The organism is Streptomyces sp. SP18BB07, from assembly GCF_036322545.1.
In the GTDB taxonomy this organism is placed as follows: Bacteria; Actinomycetota; Actinomycetes; order Streptomycetales; family Streptomycetaceae; genus Streptomyces; species Streptomyces deccanensis.
The window spans coordinates 42,142-57,819 of sequence record NZ_JAQYWT010000308.1 but is presented as its reverse complement, the minus strand read 5'-3'; the positions used below and the strand labels follow the sequence as shown (position 1 = coordinate 57,819).

Here is a 15,678-nt window from a genome sequence, read left to right as displayed (position 1 = left end):
CCGACGAGATCATCCCTACCCTGCGAAAGCTCGGATGCCGGGACATCGCCCACTACGGCATCCGCAGCTTCTGCGACTACATCACCGACGACGCACGCAAGCACGAACCGGACTTCTACGCAGACCTCGAACGCCTCGAACTCGCCACCACCGCCCGGCCGCCCTACATGCACACGCATGTGAGCGTGCTCATCGGGTACGCCGCCTCCGACGGCTCTGTAGCCCGGCGTCGCCGTACGACGGGGGAGCTGACCGTGGAGAACATACTGTCCGTGGCCATCGGGGCCGCTATCGGCCTCATTGGGGTGCTGTTCGGGTCGTGGTTCACCGCGCGCCGACAGGACCGTTCGCTGGGCAAGCCCGTGCGGTTCAGGCACCGGAAGTCGACCCTGGACTTGAGGTAGGGCGTCGGGGTGGGTGAGGATCCAGCGCGTGACCACGCGGGGCGATGGCGGCAGGCCGCGTGCTCAGGATCCTTGGGTGATCGTCTTTTCTCGCATCATGTTCTCCAACTCCTCGTCGGACAGCGGGTGCAGTGTGTTCAGCAGGTGGCGCAGGCTGGATTCGTCGAGGGACTGGCTGGAGACCTCGACCTCCGCGCCGCGGTGCTCGCGGATCAGTCTGATGTGGTGGCCGTCGTGGGGGAGAGCACTCGCCACCCGGATCTCGCCGCGTTCGTCCACCGTGCAGGTCACGTCCTTCTGCGCGAGCAGAGCGCATGTCGCTTTCGGCGTGTGCGGCGAGCGAACCGTCAGGTTCACGTATCCGCTCTGGTCCGGCTCGACCGGGCGGTAGTCGACGCTGAACTGGCCGCGCCCCACCACGGCTTGGGAGACCCGCATCCCCGGCGGGGTGTCCGCCACATACAGCAGCTCCGGACGCTCCCGGTACCGCGCGACCTCGGCAGTGTGCCGACTCCGCTCCGCCTGCTCGGGACCGACGAGGCCCCCGTAGACCACGCATGCCGCCAGCACGGCGATCGCCCCCAGCCGCACCCGCCGACCCGGCACGAAGAACGCCGCGGCCACGGCGTACGGCAGGCCGGTCAGCGCGATCCGCATGCCGGCGCTGCCCAGGTCGACCTCCTCGCCGTAGGCGGCCAGGCCGGCCAGGACGCCGAGCGTGCCGAGGACGAACACCAGGACCGCCCAGCCGAATCGACGCGGCGCGGAATCGCACAGCGGCACGACCGTTCGCGCGGGGAGGCCCGCCGTGGCCAGCAGGATCACCGTCAGCGGCACGCCCAGGGCGAAGGCCGACACGGCCGCCCCCGTGCCGCCGCCCCAGCCCGCCATCAGCAGCCCGAATCCGAGTACCGGCATCGCGGCCGCCATCGTCGCCCAGACCAGAAGGAGATGAAGTGCCGTCAGTGCGCCTCTGCCACTCGTCATGTCAGAAGGCTGCCATCCTGTGTTCCGGCGGACATGAGTACTCCTACTCAGTGATTCCCCACCTTCATCGGCGGCGTGCTGGCGGAAGGACTTCCCGCCGCGTCGGCGGCCTTCGGACCCGCCCTACGCCGCCTCCGCCCCGTCCGCTCCGACAGGTAGGGGTCCGGGAGTTACGGAACAGGGACAACTCGGTGCAACCGCCCCCCACCCGTCTGCGTCTCCGCTCCTGCCCAGCGGGAATGCCGGGCCATAGCACGACGGGGAGTGACGAGTGAACCGATCCAGGGGATGGGCGAGACGGGTGTCCCAGTTGGCCGCCGCAGGGCTGGTCGCGGGGCTGGTCGTGGCCTGCGGGCCGAAGGACTCGGCTGCGGGGGAAGCGGCCGTGAACGGGAAGCCGGACAAGACGTCGAAGCCGGCGACCGCCACACCGCCCAAGACGCCCGACGTCCCGCCCAAGACGCCCGACAGTCCTGCGAAGACACCTGGTACCCCCACCACGCCTCCGTCCCCGAAGCCGAGCGGTACGGCAGCCGACGGCGCCAAGGCCCTGACCTGCGAGCAGTTGCGGAACGCGTCTCTGGACGGCGGAGGGCTGGAGGGATACGGCATCCCGGGAGCCGCCCTCAGCGCGGGACGCTGGGAGGGCGGGGACGGTGTCGTGATCGAGTTGCAACCGCAGTGCGCGATCGGTGACATCACCGGAGACAGCGCGCCCGACGCCGTGGGAGCTCTGAAGATCTCGACCGGCGGCACCGGCAAGTTCTACACGCTGGTGACCTGGCGCAACGACGGCGGCACCCCCGTCCCCGCGGCCGCCGCCGAACTCGGCGACCGTACGCCTGTGGTCTCCATCGACTTCCCGTCCGGCGGGGCACCACGACAGGTGACCGTCGTCCACCGGACTCGCGGCGACGACGATCCGGCGGCCGTCGTCACCCTCACCCGTACCGCTGTGTACGAGGTCAGCGAGCCCACCATGGTGGAACTGCACCACAGCGACGCCCCGTACACGCCGTAACCGGCGACAACCTGGACCGGCGGGCACCGCCCAGGGCTGGGTTCCACGAGAGCGACCCCCGGCCAACACCGCTCCGTCCGACAGGCCCAGCAGGAGCTGCGGCACGCAGACGCGCAGACACGCAGACGGTGGCCAGCCGGGCAGGCGACAGCCCGGACGACCGTCACGCGGGTACCAGGGCGAAGGAAGCCCCCTCGTGGTGAGGAGGCTTCAGGGAGTTCGGGCGGCGTGGTATCAGGTCAGCGCAGGCCCAGCCGTCCCCGGGTCGCCAGCAGGATCACCGCTGCCGCCAGCGTCGACGCGATCAGAAGCTGAACGCGAGCGTCGTCCCCATGAAGGCGAGGAGGCGATCGTCATGAGGACCTCACGGGAGTCACTGAAACCCGCACAGTGTCGGACACACTCCCGCCGACATCAACCAGTTTTTTCTTGCCCGGCCCGGCCCAAAGGATGCGAGACGGCCGGGTGCGAGACGGCCGGGGGCATGCCGGTGTCCGCACCGGGGGCCTCGCTCCTTGCTGTACGGCCCCTGCGGCGTCGTACCCCATGGCCGCTTTGGAAGTGCTACTCCCGATCGTCGTCGAAGAGTCCCGCTGTGGCCTGTGGCAAGTCGATGATGTCAGTCAAGGTCCACTGACCGCCGCCTGCCTGGGGATCGCCTCCGTGCGGCGCCTCGGAGTGCTGCGGCCAATGGAGCCGGCGTAGACCTCGATGATGGGGAACTCGTTCGCGCCGTGCAGCTCGTGGACGAAGGCGGCGTGGAAGCGATCGGCGAGTTGGACGGAGACGAGGTCGCCGGGGCGTAGGAATGTGACCGTTCTGGGAATGCGCGGCCGACGGGTCACCGGCGTCGGTGCCGACTGCAGCAATGTCTTGATCGCCGGGGACTGCCTTGCGAACGCGTCGGACAGGACGACATCACAGTTGAGCTCGTCGAACGAGGCGAAGGCTCTCGCGGTGACGGCACCGCTCGCGTCGTGGAACCCGTACTTGTGTAGCAAGGTGGCCAGCGCCACCCACCCGACGTCCTTGGTCGTCGTCGTCGCCGCCGCCGTCGTCGCGTCAGCTGCGTCGAGCAGGCAACGCCAACGGGTAAGGAGCGGTGATCTTCATCGAGCACCCCAGGGCCAGGGCCAGGGCCGGTGACGGGCGAGCAGTCGTTGCCTGCCGGGTCTTGATACACGTCGGACGGAGTCCCGCAGCTCGTTCGTGGCGAAGCACCGAGCAGCAGGAGGTCAGCAGTTCCTCCTGGTCCTCGGCGATCTTCGAGACGGCCTGGGGGAACTCCGCGCCGTACGGCTTCGGGCCTTGGGGTCCAGTACCGGCTTGTGGCGGGCAGCCGGGAAGACCTTGGCGCTGCCTTCCACAGGCCGCCCATCGGCCGCCGCCATCCACGGTCAACTCGGGATCTTTCGCTTCGCCTGCCCTACCCCTACCGAGCCGGAGGCCCGGCTACTCCGTCGTGTCCGCCGCCTTGAGGAGGTCGAAGGCGTGGCTCCGGTGTTCCGCGAAGAGCCGGAGGGCGCGCTCGGTGTCGCGTGACTCCAGGACATCGGCCAGTTCCCGGTGTTCGACCTCGATGTGCTGGGCGTAGTCGTTGTCGCCGAGGCCCATGCGCATCAGCAGGAACAGGTGCACCTGGGAGCGGATTGCTTGCCATGCCTGTTCCAGGCGGCCGTGATGGGCGGCGGCGTAGACAGCGTCGTGGAACTCCAGGTCCAACCGCAGGATCGCGTGATCGTCTTCTGCGTGGGCCATCCGGTCCACGGCTCTCCGGACGGACGCCAGGTCCTCCTCCGAGGCGTGCTCCACGAGGCGCTCGACGGCCAGCTGCTCCAGGGCCCCGCGGAGGCTGTTCAGCTCCTCGGCGTCCTCTGCTGACAGGTTCGTCACCGTGGTCCCTCGGTGCCATTCGCTCTGGACGAGGCCTTCGCGCTCCAGCCTCAGCAGTGCCTCGCGCACCGGACCACGACTGACCTGGAGGGCCGTGGCCAACTCGACCTCGCGCAGCTGGGCTCCGGGTGCGTAGATGCCGGAGAAGATCGCTTCCCGGATTCGGTCTGCGACCTCGTTCGCCATGCCGCGTCGGCGGGCTGGTGCGATGCCCCTCTGGTTACTCACTTCGCTCACCCTTGCTTCTCGATGTAGCAATGTTAACATTCACACATTCACCGTCGCTGCTACTGCTACTCTTCCGAACGGAAGGCAAAAAATCATGACCGTGCACGAACGACCGGTCCCGCCCTTCCACCTGGCCGTGCCGGTCGACGACCTGGCGGCAGCTCGCCGCTTCTACGGCGAGGTCCTGAACTGCAGCCAGGGTCGCAGTTCCGACACCTGGATCGACTGGAACTTCCGTGGCCATCAGCTCGTGACTCACCTGGCGGCGCGTAGCGAGCCGGTCCACAATCCGGTCGACGGCCAGCACGTACCCGTCCCGCACTTCGGCCTCGTCCTGTCCGTCCCCGACTTCCACGCACTCGCCGAACGCCTCCGTGCCGCGGACACCACGTTCGTCATCGAGCCCTATCTGCGTTTCGAGGGGCAGCCCGGCGAGCAGTGGACCATGTTCCTCAGGGACCCGTCGGGTAACGCCCTGGAATTCAAGGCGTTCGCCGACAGCTCGCAGATCTTCGCAGCCTAGCCAGCGTAGCCAGCGTGGCTGCCGGGCTCGGCCCACCGACCGCCCTGCCCACCGCCGGCTGACCCCGCCGGCCGCTCAATCCCACCCATCGAATCGAAACGACGCAGGAGACAACGACATGCGTGTTGCCGCCGCACAGGCCCGGCCGCACTGGCTCGATTCGTCAGCCACGACCAAGAAGGTCCTCGCCTGGCTCGAGAGCGCGGCCGCGCAAGGCGTACAGCTGATCGCGTTCCCCGAGACCTTCCTGTCCGGCTACCCGTCCTGGCTGGAGCACACGGGCGGCGCCCGCTTCAACGACGCTGCACAGAAGCGCGCCTACGCCGCCTACCTGCAGGCTGCGGTCGAGCTCGACGGCCCGGAACTCGCCCAGATCGCCGAAGCCGCACGAGACCTGGGCATCTTCGTGTACCTCGGCACCACGGAACGAGGAGTCGGTACCGCCCGGGGAACCGTGTTCTGCACCCTGGTCGCCATCGACCCCGGCGCAGGCATCGTCAGCGCCCACCGCAAGCTCATGCCCACCCACGAGGAACGACTGGTCTGGGGCCTCGGGGACGGCAATGGGCTGCGCGTGCACAAGGTGGGCCCCACCCTGGTGGGAGGCCTGAACTGCTGGGAGAACTGGATGCCGCAGGCCCGTCACGCCCTTTACGCGCAGGGCGAGGAACTGCACATCAGTGTCTGGCCCGGCAACCCCCACAACACGGCCGACAACAGCACCTGCTTCATCGCCCGCGAGGGGAGGATGTTCCACCTCGCGGCCAACGGTCTGCTCTCCCTGGCCGACGTCCCTGCCGACTTCCCGCTGCGCGCCGAGCTGGAGGAGGTCGGCGTGACCGAGTACTGCCGTGGTGGCTCCGCCGTGGCGGCCCCGGACGGCACCTGGATCGTCGAGCCGGTCGTGGACGAGGAGCGTCTGGTCATCGCCGATCTGGACTTTGCCCGAGTCCGGGAGGAGCGTCAGAACTTCGATCCGACCGGCCACTACAGCCGTCCGGACGTCTTCGCCGTCGAGGTGGACCGTCGGCGCAGGGAGGCTTCGCACTTCCGCGACTGACCGGGGCCAGGGTCAACGACCCTGTCCCGCAGTCGGGGTAGCACTGCGTGGCGATCACCCTAGGAGTCACCGGCGTGGCGGAGTCACCTGCGTGGCCGCCGTCCTGAGGGTGCAGCGTCGCGTGTCCGCCATGGTGCAGTGGGGGCCAGCTTGCAGCAGGTCGCCTCGGTGGCCGTTCGGGCGTCGAAGACGTGGACCTCGCCGTGGCCGCCACGGGTGATGGCGACCCAGTCCACGCCCGGCGAGGCGGCCACGGCGCGGCGTACGGTGTGGTCGGCGTCCACCAGGACCAGCACGTCGCCGTCCGGGTGGATGCGGGAGAACGCGGTGTGGTCCTCGGTGAGGGCCAACCGGAAGGTGTCGGGTTGATCGTGATGTTCATCGCGATGGCACGGTTCGTGTGGCACCCGGGCAAGTGCCAGACCGGGCGGTACTGGCGGCGGGCTTCCTGGGGCGACGAGGGAAGAGTGCAGGGGCTCAGCGGCGCCGGACAGTGCGGCGCGTGAGGACGACGCCGGCTGCTGCGGCGGCCGTCAGCGCGGTGACCAGGGCCGCGCGGCGGGCGGCGGGGGCCGGGATGGGAGGAAGGCCGCATAGCCGGTCGAAGACACTGAGCGGTGGGCCGCTCAGCACGTTGCCGGGCGGGCGCCGCGGCACCCCGGGGTGGGGATGGGTGGGTGCGTCGGCGTGCACCGCCTCCCAGGCGGCAGTCGGCGGTCGCCGAGCGCGTCACGCATGCGGGGCAGTAGCTCGTCCTCCTCATCACGGATGTCCTGGGAGATCAGGGCGAACGCTCGGCGTATCCATTCGGAGCGGCGGGGATCGTCCGGTGACCTCTCGATCTGAGCGACCAGCTCGTTGATCTCCTGACCTTCGGTGCCCGGGTCGTCGCGGTGTTCGGCAGCGAGTTGCACGTATCGGTCGCGAGACCTCCCGTTGAGGCGGAGCACGCGAACCAGCTCGCTCTGGAACACGTGCTGTCGACCGCGGACAACATCGTCGATGACCTGCCCAACACCCTTCCCTGAGTGCGCGACGGAACTTGCAAGTCGACTCCACCATCGTGCGCGCTCACCTCTGTCAGGTTCAGCGTGCTGCGGCAGGGAAGTCCCAAGCCTGCTGGAAACAAGTCAGGCGCGTTGGCACATCCTCCGCTACTCGGTGATACTGTGTAGCGGTACTCGGTAGTACGTAGTACCGCTAGCCGGGGAGGACCCGCGATGGACGACCTGACGGAGATGCTGAAGGGCACGCTCGAAGGGTGCGTGCTCGAAATCATCGGCAGCGAGGAAACCTACGGGTACGCCATCACCCGTCAGCTGAACGAGCTCGGCTTCACCGACGTCGTCGAGGGGACGGTATACACCATCCTGCTGCGACTGGAGAGGAACAAGCTCGTCCAAGTGACGAAACGCCCGTCCGGGGTCGGACCGCCGCGCAAGTTCTACGCGCTCAACGACGCCGGACGCGAAGAGCTCGCGAAGTTCTGGGCGAAATGGCAGTACGTCTCATCACGCATCGACAGGCTCAAGGAAGGCGGGAGATGAACTTCTGGGAGAAGGTCACAGGCAGCGATCTCACCAGGGACGGGAAGGCGTTCGAAGCCCGGGCCGAGGCCCTGCCGGACGATTACCGGGCGGCGTGGGAACAGATCAAAATCCATCTCCTTCCCCATGGGGACTTCACCGGCCGCAACCTCATGCCGATCCTCGACGCCGCCCTGGCGTTGCTCGAAGAAACAGCGGCGGAGGGGCAGAGCGTTCACGAGGTGCTCGGCGACGACATCCAGGGCTTTTGCACGGCGCTGGCTGGTGGGGAAGGGGCTCGAACCTATCGCGACCGGTGGCGCGAGCAGTTGAACAGGAACGTCGCAAGGAAATTGAGCCGGCTGGGAGGCTGACGTGGGCATCCAGGACATCATCGAGGGCAAGAAGCAGTGGCGGGCGCACATGGCCCGGGTCAAGGCACTCCCGCCGGACTACCAGATTGTTTACAAGGAGATGCAGAAGTACCTGTTCAAGGTCGGACCGGTGGACCTGCCTGACGGGCCCCTGCTCCCCGGGATCGTCGACTTCTTCGAGGAAGGCGCCGCCGCGGGCAAGGGGGTCTTGGAACTCATCGGCAATGATGTCGCCGCGTTCTGCGACGACCTCATCAAGGACTCACCCACCTATGCGGACGTCTACCAGGAGTCCATCAGCAGCGAACCCCGTACGGCGGAAAAGTAGCCCCAGCGCTGGCCGTCACTCGGCGGTCACCCGGCGGTCAGTTCCGCGAGTTGTTCGGTCGGGGTGGCATTGCCCGGTCGGCGAGGCGCCGTAGCTCGTGCAAGTCCTCCTGTTCGGCGGCGAGCTCGATCAGTTCGTCGACCGCGCTGTGGTCGCGGTGCTCTGCCCGCTCCCGTAGAGCGGAGAGGGCCGACGGGGTGGTCGGGCCGTGTTCGGCCATCAGGGGCGACCTCTCTGTGTGGGGGCTACTTGCGGGGGTCGGACAGTTGTCCTGAGGTGCGTAGGAACGGGCGCGCGAGAGGGCCGAGACAGGGCGCGTCGGTGTCAGCCGGTGTGGACGCGTGGGCGGCGGGCTCGGTCCGGTTCCGCCTCGCCGGGCTGATGGTCGGCCGCACGCCCGAGTACTTGGGCAAGAAGATCGGCACCCGCGAGATCAAGCTGGCCGCCTGCTACATCCTCATCACCCCGGCCCTGGTCAAGGGCCTCATCGACTGGGTGAAGGCCGCCAAGGCCGCGGTCGTCCAGGACAACTCGGTGCCCGGCTATACGGTCGAGCCGTCCGAGGTGCCCGCCGACGCGGTGACCTCCTCCTGCTCCGGCCTGGACCCGGACATCTCCCCGGCCTACGCCGACCTCCAGGTCTACCGGGTCGCCGAGAAGAACGGCCTGCCCGTCGACCAGGTCCAGAAGCTCGTCGACGACCGCACCCAGAGCCGCACCGTTGGCTTCATCGGCGAGCCCCGCGTCAACGTCCTCGAACTCAACATCGCGCTCAAGGACCTCCTGGCCAGGAGCTGACGGCAACACACGGTCCGTGGAGGGAGTCGGCGGTCCAGTCGGGGGCCGGAAACCGCCGACTCCCGCCTCATGAGCACCGGTCGCACAGCCCTGGCGCTCATGGCCCGACCTACGAACAGGAAGGCGCACACCCATGCAACGGTCGTGGTGACCGACCCCGCCGGCCGTCTGCCGTGCGTCTCCGTGAGGAGTCGATGGCGGGGGAGAGGCCATGTCTCTTTTCAGCCATGCCCCCATAACGCCCCTGCACGGAAAGGTACTTCCGTACAGGGGCATGCACCTGACATCTTGCATCCACCACTCGTTTCGTACGGCCCGGCCGGTGCCACCAGCACCACCGGGCCGTCTCCGGAGGACGCATTGATACCCCACATGTCCAGCCGATCCAGACGCACGCTGGTGCTGGCAACCACGCTCGGCGCCGCCCTCGTGTTCGGCACGCCGGGCGCACTCGCGGGCACGCTCCCCGTCGCCCCCTCCACCGCGCCGGCCGCCAAGGCCGACGCTCCGGCCACCGTGCCCGCTTCACAGAGTGCGACCTGGGTGGCCGGCACGCGTGCCTACCTCGTGATCACCGCCCCCGGTGACAGTTCGGCGGTCCGCTCCGCGATCGAGGCCAACGGCGGCACCGTCTTCTCCGACTTCGAAGCCATCGGCGTGATCGTCGCCCACTCGGCGTCCAGCGGATTCGCCGCCACGATGCGCGGCGTCTCCGGCGTGCAGCAGGTCGGCGCCACGCGCACCTCGGACGTCCCGGCCGATGCCTACAACCCGGCGCTCCCGGCCAACCCGTCCCAGTCCTCGACCCCGGCCGGAGAACCGGTCCGGGCCGACATGAGCCAGATCAAGGCCGACCAGGCCTGGGCCGTGAACCCGGGCTCCGCCTCGGTCAAGGTCGGCATCCTGGACACCGGTGTCGACGACCAGCACCAGGACCTGGCGCCCAACTTCAACGCGGCCGACTCGGTCTCCTGCGCCTACGGCAAGCCCGACACCCGGGCCGGCGCCTGGCGGGACGTCGACACGCACGGCACCCACGTCGCGGGCACCGTCGCCGCGGCCAAGAACGGCAAGGGCGTCGTCGGTGTGGCTCCCGGGGTGAAGATCTCCGCGGTCCGGGTCGCCGAGCCGGGCACCTCCCTCTTCTTCGCCGAGAACACCATCTGCGGCTTCGTCTGGGCCGGTGACCACGGCTTCAACGTCACCAACAACAGCTATTACACAGACCCGTGGCAGTTCAACTGCCCGGACAACATCGACCAGGCCGCCATCATCGAGGGCGTCAAGCGCGCCCAGGAGTACGCCGAGGCCAAGGGCTCCCTCCAGATCGCCGCCGCGGGCAACGAGAACTACGACCTCGCCCACAAGACGACCGACTCAGCGAGCCCGAACGACTCGACGCCGGTCACCCGCACCATCACCAACGCCTGCCTCGACATCCCGACCGAGCTGCCGGGCGTGGTCACGGTCGCGGCCAACGGCACGGGCGTCACCAAGGCCTCGTTCTCCAACTACGGGCAGGGCGTCATCGACGTCGCGGCGCCGGGCAGCAACGTGTACTCCACCGTCCCCGGCGGCGGCTACGGCAGCAAGAGCGGCACCTCGATGGCCAGCCCGCACGTGGCCGGCGTGGCGGCGCTCATCGCCAGCGCCAACCCGGGCATCACCCCGGCGCAGCTCCGCGCCAAGCTGGCCACCCAGGCCAACGACATCGCCTGCCCCTCGGACAGCCGCTGCACGGGCACCACAGCCAACAACGCGTTCTTCGGCGAGGGACAGGTCGACGCCCTCAAGGCCGTCGGGACCACCCCGCCGCCCGGCAAGTACTTCGAGAACCTCGCGGACTTCGCCATCAACGACAACGCGACCGTGGAGAGCCCGATCGCCGTCACCGGCGTGACCGGCAACGCCCCGGCCACCCTCAAGGTGGGCGTGGACATCAAGCACACCTACATCGGTGACCTGAAGGTCGACCTGGTGGCGCCGGACGGCACCGTCTACCCACTGCACAACCGCACCGGCGGCAGCGCCGACAACGTGGCCCAGACCTACACCGTGAACGCCTCCTCGGAGGTCGCGAACGGCACCTGGAAGCTGCGCGTCAACGACAACGCCGCCTCCGACACAGGAAAGATCGACGCCTGGAACCTGACCTTCTAGCGCAGGGCCCGGCAACGCCCGCGTAGAGCACGCACTGGGCGGGCGACAGCTGCCCGCGGCCGCGGACAAGGTGGGCAGCGGTCCGTTCGGCCAGGGCTACGACCTGCTGGGTGGCAGACGGCGTATGGGCCTCGGCGGCGGTGTGCGCCGCGGTCGAGGCCCACATGCCCCGATACGAGGTCGCATCAGCACGCCTCCGACAACTCGTACGACATGCTGCGACGCGGTAGGCACGGGGCGCCGACCTGGCCATGGGGCGCCGTGCACGGCGAAAGAGTGGGCACCGCGGTGCGGTGACCACTCTCGGCGGTATCAAGCACTGATCTCGGCGGTATCAAGCACTGAAAGAACCCTGTCGCCTGCGGCATCCGCCACCCGGGGCCGACAACCGAGCCATGTGGGCGGCGCCCTCCGCGGGGCCCGTGCATCAACGAGGTCGGAGGGCGGGGGCGAGTGTCCCGTGGGCAGCGTCACAGATCGGACAGGATTGCGGGGGGACCTGGCGAAAACGTAGCTTGAACGCCGGACGTGTGTGAAAGGTGCTCCCGGTGGGACGACGTGAGAAGCCGGTCGATCCTGACGCCGGTGCCGTGCAGCGCCTCGCGCACGAACTGCGGCTCCTCCGAGAGAAGGCGGGCAAGCCGCCGTACCGGGAGATGGCCGCGCGGGCGGGCTACTCCATCACCGCGATGTCCCAGGCCGCAGCCGGTGATCAGCTGCCGTCCCTGGCGGTGGTGCGGGCGTACGCCGAAGCGCTGGACGCAGACCCGGACGAGTGGGAGCGCCGCTGGCGGGAGGCGGACGCCGAGGTCCGGGCGCCCATACCGGACGAGAAGCCGCCGTACCGGGGGCTGGCGCGGTTCGAGCCGGACGACAGCGAGCTGTTCTTCGGCCGGGAGACGCTCCTCGCCGAACTGGTGGGGTTGGTGCGCGAGCACCGGTTCGCCGCGGTGTTCGGGCCGTCCGGCAGCGGCAAGTCGTCCCTGCTGCGAGCGGGACTGATTCCGAGGCTGCGGCAGGCGGCGGGGGAGGAGCGGCCCGCGGTGATCCGCGTGCTCGCCCCGGGAGAACTGCCCGCGCGCACGCACGCGCAGGCACTGGTGCCGCGCGATGCCGACGGCGAGACCTGGGTGATCGTCGACCAGTTCGAGGAACTGTTCACGCTGTGCCACGACCGGGCGGAGCGCGACCGGTTCCTCGACCTGCTGCTCGCGGCCCGGCAGCCGGAGAGCGGGCTGCGGGTGGTGGTCGCGGTCCGCGGCGACTTCTACGGCCACTGCTCCGCACACCGTGAGCTGGCCACGGCCGTCAGCCGGGCCAACCTGCTGGTCGGGCCGATGAGCCGGGACGAGCTGCGTGAGGCGATCACCGGCCCGGCCGCCTCCGCCGGACTGAACGTGGAGCGCACCCTCACCGCCCGGATCATCGACGAGGTCGTCGACCAGCCGGGCGCGTTGCCCATGCTCTCCCATGCCTTGCTGGAGACCTGGCGCCGTCGCCGTGGCCGCCTGCTGACCCTGGCGGCGTACAACGAGACGGGCGGAGTACGCGGCGCGATCGCCGCCACCGCCGAGGAGGTGTACAGCCAGGTACCGGCGGAGCAGAGCCGTATCGCGCGACGCATCCTGCTGAGACTGATCGCTCCCGGCGACGGCACGGCGGACACACGCCGCCCGGCGTCCCGCTCCGAGCTGGGCAGCGATGCACAAGACGTGCTGGACCGTCTCGCCGCCGCCCGTCTGGTCACCCTGGACGGCGACACGGTGGAGCTGTCGCACGAGGCGCTGATCAGCGGCTGGCCGCGTCTGGCCGGGTGGATCGAGGAGAGCCGGGAAAGGCTGCGCGCACAGCGCCGACTCGGTGAGGCGGCTCGCGGTTGGGAGGAGTTGGCGCGTGATCCCGGAGCTCTGTACCGGGGCACGAGGCTCACCGGAGCCGCGGAACTGTTCGTCCAGCAGCCGAACGACGACCTCACCCCTCTGGAAAGGGACTTCCTCACGGCCTCCCTCGCCGCTCAGCACGCCGAGCGGGAGGCCGAGACACGCACCGCACGTCGGACGCGTTCTCTGACCATCGCCGTGTCCGTGTTCCTCGTCCTGGCGCTGACCGCCGGCCTGGTCGCCTGGCAGCGCAATGAGGTGAGCCGGGAGGAATCCGCCAAGGCCACGGCTCGCCGCCTGGCCACCGTGGCCGGCAGTCTGCGCTCCACCGATCCGCGCACCGCCGCCCTGCTCGGGGTGGCGGCATGGAAGATGGCCCCGCTCACCGAGTCCCGCTCGGCGCTCCTGGGGTCCCTGGCGCAGACGGAACGCGACGCGTTCACCGACCCTCTGGCGGGAAGGGACGTCCGGCGCTTCCTCTCCGACAGCGGCCGGACGCTGCTCAGCGTGGAGGGCACCACGGTGACCACCCGGAATGTGACCGACCACAAGGTCACGGCCACCTACCGCCTGCCGAGCGGTACGGAGGTGGGCGATGTCGGGCCCGACTCCCGGTTCCTCGACGTCATCGGGCCGGACGGGGGAGGCAGGCTGTGGAACCTGCCGGAGGGCAGATCCGAGGCCGAGCTGGGCAATGCGTCACAGTGGGGCAGCTCGACGGACGGGAGAACATACCTCACCGGACCGCCGGACGGCCCGGGCGCAGCCGCCTTGCACCGGACGGACGACGGCCAGGTCCTGTTCACCACCGACGTCCCGCGCACGCTGTCCTCGGCGGCGATCGGCCCCGGCGGACACTTGCTCGCCCTCTGTCCCGCGGATGGGCCGCTCCAACTGTGGGACACCGTCGGCCGCAAGCGGCTGCCGGGAACCTGGGAGAAGGCGGACAGCACTGTCTGCGGAACTGGTTCCGGTGCGGACGGCGGCCCCCGCCTCCTGCGGTTCAGCGCGGACGGCAGGCGACTGGCCGCCGTCTACGGCACGCGGGCCCTTGTCTGGGACGTCCGCGGCGGACGCACGCTCGCCGACTTCGCCAGTGACGGGAGCACCGGCTTCACGCAGGCAGCGCTCTCCACCGACGGCGAATTCGTGGCCACAGCGGACGACCAGGAACTCGCCGTCTGGCGACTGGCCACAGGCGGGACCCAGGTCTTCCACCGGCCGATGTCCAAGGACGAGGTCACCGGGCTGACATGGGACCGGGGAAAGCCCGGCCTCCTGCGCTACCTCGACGGCGCCACGGTTCACACCCTTGACCTGACCGCCCGTCTCACCCCGCGGTGGCACGGCACACCGACCGACGCGAGCGTGCTCAGCCCGGACGGCACCACCCTGGCCACCGTCACTCGTGCTGGCGCCGACTACCGCTTCGAGCTGCGAGCCACGCGCACGGGCACGGTCCTCGCGCACGCGAAGCTCGGCCCGCTGCCGAGCACCTCCGACGAGGACGTTCCCCTGCTGGCCTTCAGCCCGGACGGCCGCACCCTGGCCCTCGCCGACACCGCGTCCTCGCACGGCTCGTTGCGGCTGCGCTTCACCGTGTGGGACGTACGGACACACCGGATCCGTACGGTCTTCGACACCTCCGGCGCGGCCGACCGCCCTGCCACGGCCCTCGCCCTGGGACCCGGCGGCCGCACCCTGCTGGCCGTCCGCTCCACCGACGGCACCTCCACGACGGAGGTATGGAACACCCGCGACCACCGCCGATCAGGGACCGTGCGTGGCTTCTCCGGGGAGGTACTGACCGGGCGACCGGACGGCGGTCTGCTCGTGAGCTCCGACGATCAATACGTCGATCCAGGGGCCGCAAGGGTCAGTGGACGGGCGCTTGCCGACGGCCGCCAGGTCACCTCGCTCGCTTTCAGCCCCGACGGCACCCAGCTCGCCGTCGGCGATTCCACCGGGCACGTCACCCTGTGGGACGGCGCGATCCGAGACCGCACCGGCGCACTGACCGGCACCTCCGACACGGTCACCCAGGGCGAACCGGAGGCAGTGGGGGCGCTCGCCTTCTCCTCCGACGGCGGCACACTCGCCGTGGGCGGCGCGAACGGGACGCTGAGGCTGTGGGACACCGAGGGACATCAACTTCTCGGGACGGACCTGCCCACGCCCGGCGACGAGATCCACTCCCTTGCCTTCACCGAGGACGGCGGCACGGTCTACGCCAGCGGCCCCCACGTGTCGCTCCTGCGTTTCCCTGTCGACCCGGACCAGGTCGTGGAGACCGTCTGCGCGCGCGCCGGTGGCGGACTGACCGCAGAGCAATGGCGGACCTACGTCCCCGACGCGCCGCACGAGAGCGTCTGCCCCACAAGCGGCTGACGCGTCCGGTAACAAGAACCGGATTTTTCAGAGTGGCGTCGAGGGTCGCTGAAAAACGCCTCTGACCTGGACGCTCGTGACCAGAACGACCGCGGCGCCCGCCGACGG

16 protein-coding genes are annotated in these 15,678 nt (G+C 69.5%); 10 read left to right on the top strand and 6 right to left on the bottom strand.

Annotated elements, in window-relative coordinates:
* Nucleotides 1–467: 467 nt before the first annotated feature.
* Entirely contained in the window at nucleotides 468–1,391 is a 924-nt protein-coding gene (locus PUR53_RS20365) for a hypothetical protein (RefSeq protein ID WP_329900621.1), read from the bottom strand.
* Nucleotides 1,392–1,662: 271 nt separating this feature from the next.
* Here PUR53_RS20365 and PUR53_RS20360 point away from each other — a divergent pair, with 271 nt between their 5' ends.
* A complete protein-coding gene (locus PUR53_RS20360) occupies nucleotides 1,663–2,412 on the top strand; it encodes a hypothetical protein (protein WP_329909184.1) in 750 nt (249 codons plus the stop codon).
* Between the two features lie 623 nt (nucleotides 2,413–3,035).
* On the opposite strand, the gene PUR53_RS20355 is transcribed toward PUR53_RS20360, so the two are convergent.
* Both PUR53_RS20355 and PUR53_RS20350 read right to left on the bottom strand, forming a co-directional pair.
* Nucleotides 3,036–3,428 (bottom strand): hypothetical protein, encoded by a 393-nt coding sequence (locus tag PUR53_RS20355; protein WP_329900619.1) that lies wholly within the window; start codon nucleotides 3,426–3,428, stop codon nucleotides 3,036–3,038.
* Between the two features lie 436 nt (nucleotides 3,429–3,864).
* Entirely contained in the window at nucleotides 3,865–4,533 is a 669-nt protein-coding gene (locus PUR53_RS20350) for a GntR family transcriptional regulator (RefSeq protein WP_329909183.1), read from the bottom strand.
* Nucleotides 4,534–4,627: 94 nt separating this feature from the next.
* Between PUR53_RS20350 and PUR53_RS20345 the strand changes: the two genes are divergently transcribed.
* On the top strand, nucleotides 4,628–5,056 hold the full coding sequence (locus PUR53_RS20345; protein ID WP_329909182.1) for a VOC family protein: 429 nt from the start codon (nucleotides 4,628–4,630) through the stop codon (nucleotides 5,054–5,056).
* A gap of 118 nt (nucleotides 5,057–5,174) precedes the next feature.
* Nucleotides 5,175–6,116, top strand: coding sequence for a carbon-nitrogen hydrolase family protein (locus PUR53_RS20340; RefSeq protein WP_329900617.1), 942 nt, complete (start codon nucleotides 5,175–5,177; stop codon nucleotides 6,114–6,116).
* An 83-nt stretch (nucleotides 6,117–6,199) separates the two neighbouring features.
* Here the strand turns inward: PUR53_RS20340 and PUR53_RS20335 are convergent, their stop codons facing one another.
* On the bottom strand, nucleotides 6,200–6,466 hold the full coding sequence (locus PUR53_RS20335) for a hypothetical protein (protein WP_329900616.1): 267 nt from the start codon (nucleotides 6,464–6,466) through the stop codon (nucleotides 6,200–6,202).
* 127 nt (nucleotides 6,467–6,593) lie between these two features.
* Complete coding sequence (locus PUR53_RS20330) at nucleotides 6,594–6,809, bottom strand: hypothetical protein (RefSeq protein ID WP_329909181.1); 216 nt, start codon at nucleotides 6,807–6,809, stop codon at nucleotides 6,594–6,596.
* Between the two features lie 200 nt (nucleotides 6,810–7,009).
* Here PUR53_RS20330 and PUR53_RS20325 point away from each other — a divergent pair, with 200 nt between their 5' ends.
* From PUR53_RS20325 to PUR53_RS20310, 4 genes are all read left to right on the top strand, one after another.
* Nucleotides 7,010–7,144, top strand: a complete 135-nt coding sequence (locus tag PUR53_RS20325) for a hypothetical protein (protein WP_329900614.1) — start codon at nucleotides 7,010–7,012, stop codon at nucleotides 7,142–7,144.
* A 192-nt stretch (nucleotides 7,145–7,336) separates the two neighbouring features.
* Nucleotides 7,337–7,663: a PadR family transcriptional regulator gene (locus tag PUR53_RS20320; protein ID WP_329900613.1), complete on the top strand. Its 327-nt coding sequence runs from the start codon at nucleotides 7,337–7,339 to the stop codon at nucleotides 7,661–7,663.
* Nucleotides 7,660–8,016, top strand: a complete 357-nt coding sequence (locus PUR53_RS20315) for a DUF1048 domain-containing protein (protein ID WP_329900612.1) — start codon at nucleotides 7,660–7,662, stop codon at nucleotides 8,014–8,016. Before PUR53_RS20320 ends, PUR53_RS20315 begins: the two co-directional genes overlap by 4 nt.
* Nucleotide 8,017: 1 nt before the next feature.
* Nucleotides 8,018–8,344 (top strand): DUF1048 domain-containing protein, encoded by a 327-nt coding sequence (locus tag PUR53_RS20310; RefSeq protein ID WP_329900611.1) that lies wholly within the window; start codon nucleotides 8,018–8,020, stop codon nucleotides 8,342–8,344.
* A gap of 37 nt (nucleotides 8,345–8,381) precedes the next feature.
* Here the strand turns inward: PUR53_RS20310 and PUR53_RS20305 are convergent, their stop codons facing one another.
* Nucleotides 8,382–8,564, bottom strand: a complete 183-nt coding sequence (locus tag PUR53_RS20305; RefSeq protein WP_329900610.1) for a hypothetical protein — start codon at nucleotides 8,562–8,564, stop codon at nucleotides 8,382–8,384.
* Nucleotides 8,565–8,725: 161 nt separating this feature from the next.
* Here PUR53_RS20305 and PUR53_RS20295 point away from each other — a divergent pair, with 161 nt between their 5' ends.
* From PUR53_RS20295 to PUR53_RS20285, 3 genes are all read left to right on the top strand, one after another.
* Nucleotides 8,726–9,142: a potassium-transporting ATPase subunit C gene (locus PUR53_RS20295; RefSeq protein WP_443080336.1), complete on the top strand. Its 417-nt coding sequence runs from the start codon at nucleotides 8,726–8,728 to the stop codon at nucleotides 9,140–9,142.
* Between the two features lie 399 nt (nucleotides 9,143–9,541).
* Entirely contained in the window at nucleotides 9,542–11,302 is a 1,761-nt protein-coding gene (locus PUR53_RS20290) for a S8 family peptidase (protein ID WP_329901052.1), read from the top strand.
* 548 nt (nucleotides 11,303–11,850) lie between these two features.
* Nucleotides 11,851–15,570, top strand: coding sequence for an nSTAND1 domain-containing NTPase (locus PUR53_RS20285; protein ID WP_329900609.1), 3,720 nt, complete (start codon nucleotides 11,851–11,853; stop codon nucleotides 15,568–15,570).
* Nucleotides 15,571–15,678 lie beyond the last annotated feature (108 nt).